The sequence below is a fragment of the Saliniramus sp. genome, assembly GCF_035311605.1.
Lineage (GTDB): Bacteria > Pseudomonadota > Alphaproteobacteria > Rhizobiales > Beijerinckiaceae > Saliniramus.
The window spans coordinates 1-4,130 of the sequence record NZ_DATGCW010000224.1 but is presented as its reverse complement, the minus strand read 5'-3'; the positions used below and the strand labels follow the sequence as shown (position 1 = coordinate 4,130).

The following is a 4,130-nucleotide window of genomic DNA, read 5'->3' as shown; positions in this document are numbered from 1 at the left end:
CGCCGAGACCTGGCTCTCCGAGCGCCGGAAGGATGCCGCATCCGGCGTCGTGATATTCACCGTCACCGATACCGGCCCGTCACGCCCTCCGGCAGCGACACCCAGACGGCCATCCGGGCCTCGCGCGAGCGGCATGATCGCCTCGGGCCCCGCCTCCCCCATCAGCCCGGTCCCGCCGCGCATCGGAAAATAGGTCGGCGCGGCGACGACACCGCCCTGGGCAAACGGCATGACCCGACCGCCCGCGATCACCCCTCCATCGGCGAAAGCCTGTGTCCCCCCCTGACCGATCCCGCCCAGCAGGGAACTCACGCCCTGCCGGATCAGGCTGCGCAGCGGTGCTCGCGCCATGCGCGTCATGAAACCGGTCAGAGAGCGCTGCATCCGCTGCAAGGTGCGATCGAAACGCCCACCTTCAGCATTTGCGCGCGCGAAGCTCTGTTCCAGCGTGGTGCCGAGACGCTCGGAGATTTCGCGCAGGCGCTCGGTCTCGTCGATTTGACGGCGCAGTTCGAGCCGCTCGTCACCGGGGCGCAGGGTCGGATCCATGATCGTCTCTCCATGAATGGTCTTACCCGCATGCGGGCGCGTCGGGATGGGCGCACATCAGCGTCGCGAGCTCGGCCCGTGTCGGCGGGGCCGATGCCGCGACATCACCGAGCGCGGCGGCGAGTTCGCGCGGCGTGGCGCGCCAGAAGCTCTCGGGAGGCCAGCGCAGACGGGTGAGGCAGTAGCCAAGCACCGCATCCCAGGGAAACGGCGCCGGCGCGGCGCTCACCCCGTCTGCGCCTGCGGAGGGTTTGGCGCATCAACCCCGAACGCCGCCTCCAGTGCCGCGAGGGCGCCCTCGACCAGCGGACTGACGCCATCCGGCCCGTGCAGCGCCGCGACCTCCGCCTCACTCATCTCGTGGCCGCCGCCGCGCAGGGCGCAGGTCAGGATGCTGATTACATCCCCCGCTGCCAGCCGCCCGGTATTGAAGCGCTCGGCCAAACTTGCGAGATCATCGACCCCGAAAGCGGCCTCGAGCTCGGCCAGCGCGCCGAGCGTCAGACAAAGCCGATAGCGCCGCTCCCCGAGAACGAGTTCCGTCTCACCGCGTCTGCGATTGACCATATCCACCTCCTCAGGCTGCCTGGAATGCCAGTGCGCCCGCCGATTCGAGCGCCATGTCGAAGGTCACCTCGCCCGCGTGATCGCCCCGATATTCCAGCGCGACGATCTGGAAGGGGCCAGTGATCACGCCGAAATCGGGAATCACGATCTCGAAATCGCCGATCCCGCCATCGAAGAACAACGCCCGCATCAGCGCATCAGATTGCGCATCGCGAAACACACCCGATCCCGCGATCGCGGCCCGGCGCATGCCGGCCCCCGCGAGCAGTTCGCGCCAGCGCCCGGCGGAATCGGCATGGGTGACATCGACCGGCTCCGCATTGAAACTGATCTGCCGCGCGCGCAATCCTGCCACCGTGGCGAAACCGCCGCCATCCGCGATCTTCACCAGAAGATCCTTGCCTTTCTGTGCTGCCATTTCGTGTCTCCCTCAAATCGCATGGCCCTCGCTCACAGGCGCTCCGTCACCGCCCGCAGCCCCAATTCCGCCCGCCCCAGCCCGGAGCGCTCGTCGCGTCCGATCGCGCAGGAGACGACGCGCAGATTGACCAGCCGGTGATCGATCAGCGTCAGCGACGCGTCGTGCAGCGCCTCCGCCATGTAATCTGCGGCAATGAGCGCGCTCGCCCGCGAGCCCGGTCGCGCCCAGACGACGATGCGCAGATCGTGTTCATGCGCCTCCTGCAGGTCGCCCGGCCAGTCGCGCACCTGCGCATCACCAAACACCGCGTAGATAGCGGGTGCCGCGCGCGGCGGTTCATCGTAGAGATGCACCGCGCCGCCCATGGCCTGGGCGAGATCGGCATCTTCGGTGAGACGCGTCAGAATGGCCTGACGCAAGGCGAGTATGGGACCGCTCATGGCCTGACCTCCTCCACCAGACAGACCAGATCACGCGCCGGCGCCTCGGCGGCGTCGCTCGCGCGCAGGTCGAAACGGCGCGGGCCGAGCGCGAAGCGCGAACCCGCAGGTGGCGGCGTGCGCCGGCGCAGCCGCAAGCGATGCGTCGCCACCTCTTCGGTGCGGCCCGCGATGCGGCGTTCGTCGAAGCGCAGGGTCTCGAGCGCTCCCCAGACCGCCGGACCGGCCTGCCAGCTGCGCGTGAAACCGCCGAAGCCATCAGGGAGATCGATCGGCGTTTCAATGACGAAGAGTTTGCGGCGCGCGCCGATCTTCGTGCGCTTTTCCATACCGGCCTCCCTCAGTTCAGCCGCAAATGGCGGTAGGGCGCGATCATCAGCGCGACATCCGGCGGCAATAACCCCGTCTCGGGCTCGCCAGCCCCGTCGCCACGCTCCTCGAACCAGCGCGCGACCAGCATGCGCAGCGCCTGGCGTAACGGCGCCGGCACGTTCTCGGGCGCAGGTCCGAAACCCGCCTCCAGATCGATCTCGATGCCGCCGGACGGGCGCGGAAAGCTGTCTGCAAGCATCAGGCCCGGCGGCTGCGCGCCGGGACGCAGGCGGTAATCCTGCGGATCGACCACGCTGGTGACGCCCTGCGCATCAATGACGCGGATCTCGGTGATCGCGATGATCGGGGCGAGCGGCAGATGCAAATGCATGCTGCGGGGCGTCTCCTCCAGGATCAGCCGCCAGCTCTGATTGATGAAGATCAACCGCGTTGCCGATTCGAGCAGGAGCCGCCCCGCCTCGATCAGCGCCGTGACCAGATCATCTTCATGCGTGTCGTCGAGCCGCAGATGCGTGCGCGCATCCGCGAGCGAAACGGGCTCGACGGCGGGGCCGCCGACGCGTATCGGAATCATGCTGGATACCTCGTTCAGGAAGAAGGTCTCGAATGTCGCGCATCTGCCTCGCCGCACTCACCCTGTGCCTGTCGCTGATGCTGCCGGTCGGGCCGGTTCGCGCAGTGATCGGTGGTACTGCGGACACCTCCCCGCTCGCGCGGGCGGGCGTGATGGTTCTAGGCTCCGGCGGATCGGTCTGTTCCGGCGTGATGCTCGACGACGATCTCGTCATCACCGCCGCCCATTGCGTCACCGGCGCTGCGGAACATCGCGTCCATTTCCGCGATGAGGACGGGATGCCGGTTCTGCTCGAAATCGGCGAGACGGTCGTGCATCCGCAATTCGTTCCCGACGCGATCCGTACCCGCCGCCGCTCGATCGATCTCGCCCTGATCCGCATCGCTCAGCCACTGCCGATGCGGTTCGAGCCGGCCACCCTGTCGATGCAGGCGCCGCGTGCCGAGACCCGGGTGCGCCTGGCCGGTTTCGGCCTGCGCGATGAAGCCGATAGCAGCGGCGCCACGAGCGGCAATTTCCACAGCGTCGAACTGGATGTGATCGAGCCATACGGGCCGAGCAGCATCCTGATCTGGCTGTCTGGTGGCGGCTCCATGCCGCGCGGTGGCTGCCATGGTGATTCGGGCGGGCCGATCAGCCGTGATGGGCACGTCTTCGCCATCACCACCTGGACGACCGGCAACGGCTCCGCTTCCTGCGGTGCCATGACTCAAGGCGTCCTGCTCGGCCCCCAGCGAAGCTGGATCGAAGCCGTCACGGCGGATTGGAATCGCCATGTGTCGTGGCGATAAGTGCTTGTCTTGCGCGGTGAAGCAGTCAAGATTGCAGGCATGATCCGAAGCGCGTTCCTCACCCTGATTCTGTTCGTCGTCGCCGGCATCGCGCCGGCTGAGGCGATCGTGCGCGGCGTCGAGGCAACCAACCGGGACGGGTTGCGCGAATTCGTCGTGCGCATCGAAAGCGATCAGGGCGAAATGTGCAGCGGCGTGCTCACCGCCCCCGACCTGATCGTGACGGCGGCCCATTGTCTGCTTGCGGATACGCAATACGAGGTCTTCGCCCTCGACCGACGCGGACGCACGGTTCGCCGTGGCGTTCTGGCCAAGGCGCTGCATCCGAGCTTTGACGGGACGGCGCCACCGCGCCGCCAGCCCGGCATCGACCTGGCCGTGATCCGTCTCGATGGGCCACTCGGCCACGAATTCACGCCCTTGCCGTTGCGCCGCACCAACACGCCGATGCCGGG

9 protein-coding genes are annotated in these 4,130 nt (G+C 67.8%); 2 read left to right on the top strand and 7 right to left on the bottom strand.

What is annotated here, in order from left to right:
• From VKP01_RS10225 to VKP01_RS10195, 7 genes are all read right to left on the bottom strand, one after another.
• A partial coding sequence (locus VKP01_RS10225) for a phage tail tape measure protein (protein WP_324412043.1) occupies nt 1–549 on the bottom strand: 549 nt, incomplete at its 3' end.
• A 22-nt stretch (nt 550–571) separates the two neighbouring features.
• Nucleotides 572–778, bottom strand: coding sequence for a rcc01693 family protein (locus tag VKP01_RS10220; RefSeq protein ID WP_324412042.1), 207 nt, complete (start codon nt 776–778; stop codon nt 572–574).
• A complete protein-coding gene (locus VKP01_RS10215) occupies nt 775–1,116 on the bottom strand; it encodes a gene transfer agent family protein (RefSeq protein WP_324412041.1) in 342 nt (113 codons plus the stop codon). The genes VKP01_RS10220 and VKP01_RS10215 overlap by 4 nt, the downstream gene beginning before the upstream one ends.
• A 10-nt stretch (nt 1,117–1,126) precedes the next feature.
• On the bottom strand, nt 1,127–1,534 hold the full coding sequence (locus tag VKP01_RS10210; protein ID WP_324412040.1) for a phage major tail protein, TP901-1 family: 408 nt from the start codon (nt 1,532–1,534) through the stop codon (nt 1,127–1,129).
• 32 nt (nt 1,535–1,566) lie between these two features.
• Nucleotides 1,567–1,977, bottom strand: coding sequence for a DUF3168 domain-containing protein (locus VKP01_RS10205; RefSeq protein WP_324412039.1), 411 nt, complete (start codon nt 1,975–1,977; stop codon nt 1,567–1,569).
• Entirely contained in the window at nt 1,974–2,306 is a 333-nt protein-coding gene (locus VKP01_RS10200) for a head-tail adaptor protein (protein ID WP_324412038.1), read from the bottom strand. The genes VKP01_RS10205 and VKP01_RS10200 overlap by 4 nt, the downstream gene beginning before the upstream one ends.
• 11 nt (nt 2,307–2,317) lie before the next feature.
• A complete protein-coding gene (locus tag VKP01_RS10195) occupies nt 2,318–2,884 on the bottom strand; it encodes a head-tail connector protein (protein WP_324412037.1) in 567 nt (188 codons plus the stop codon).
• Between the two features lie 32 nt (nt 2,885–2,916).
• On the opposite strand from VKP01_RS10195, the gene VKP01_RS10190 reads away from it, so the two are divergent.
• Nucleotides 2,917–3,675 carry a S1 family peptidase gene (locus VKP01_RS10190; protein ID WP_324412036.1) on the top strand — a complete coding sequence of 253 codons (759 nt, stop codon included), beginning with the start codon at nt 2,917–2,919 and terminating at the stop codon, nt 3,673–3,675.
• A 39-nt stretch (nt 3,676–3,714) separates the two neighbouring features.
• Nucleotides 3,715–4,130 (top strand): trypsin-like serine protease (locus VKP01_RS10185; RefSeq protein WP_324412035.1); only part of this gene is annotated, 416 nt, incomplete at its 3' end.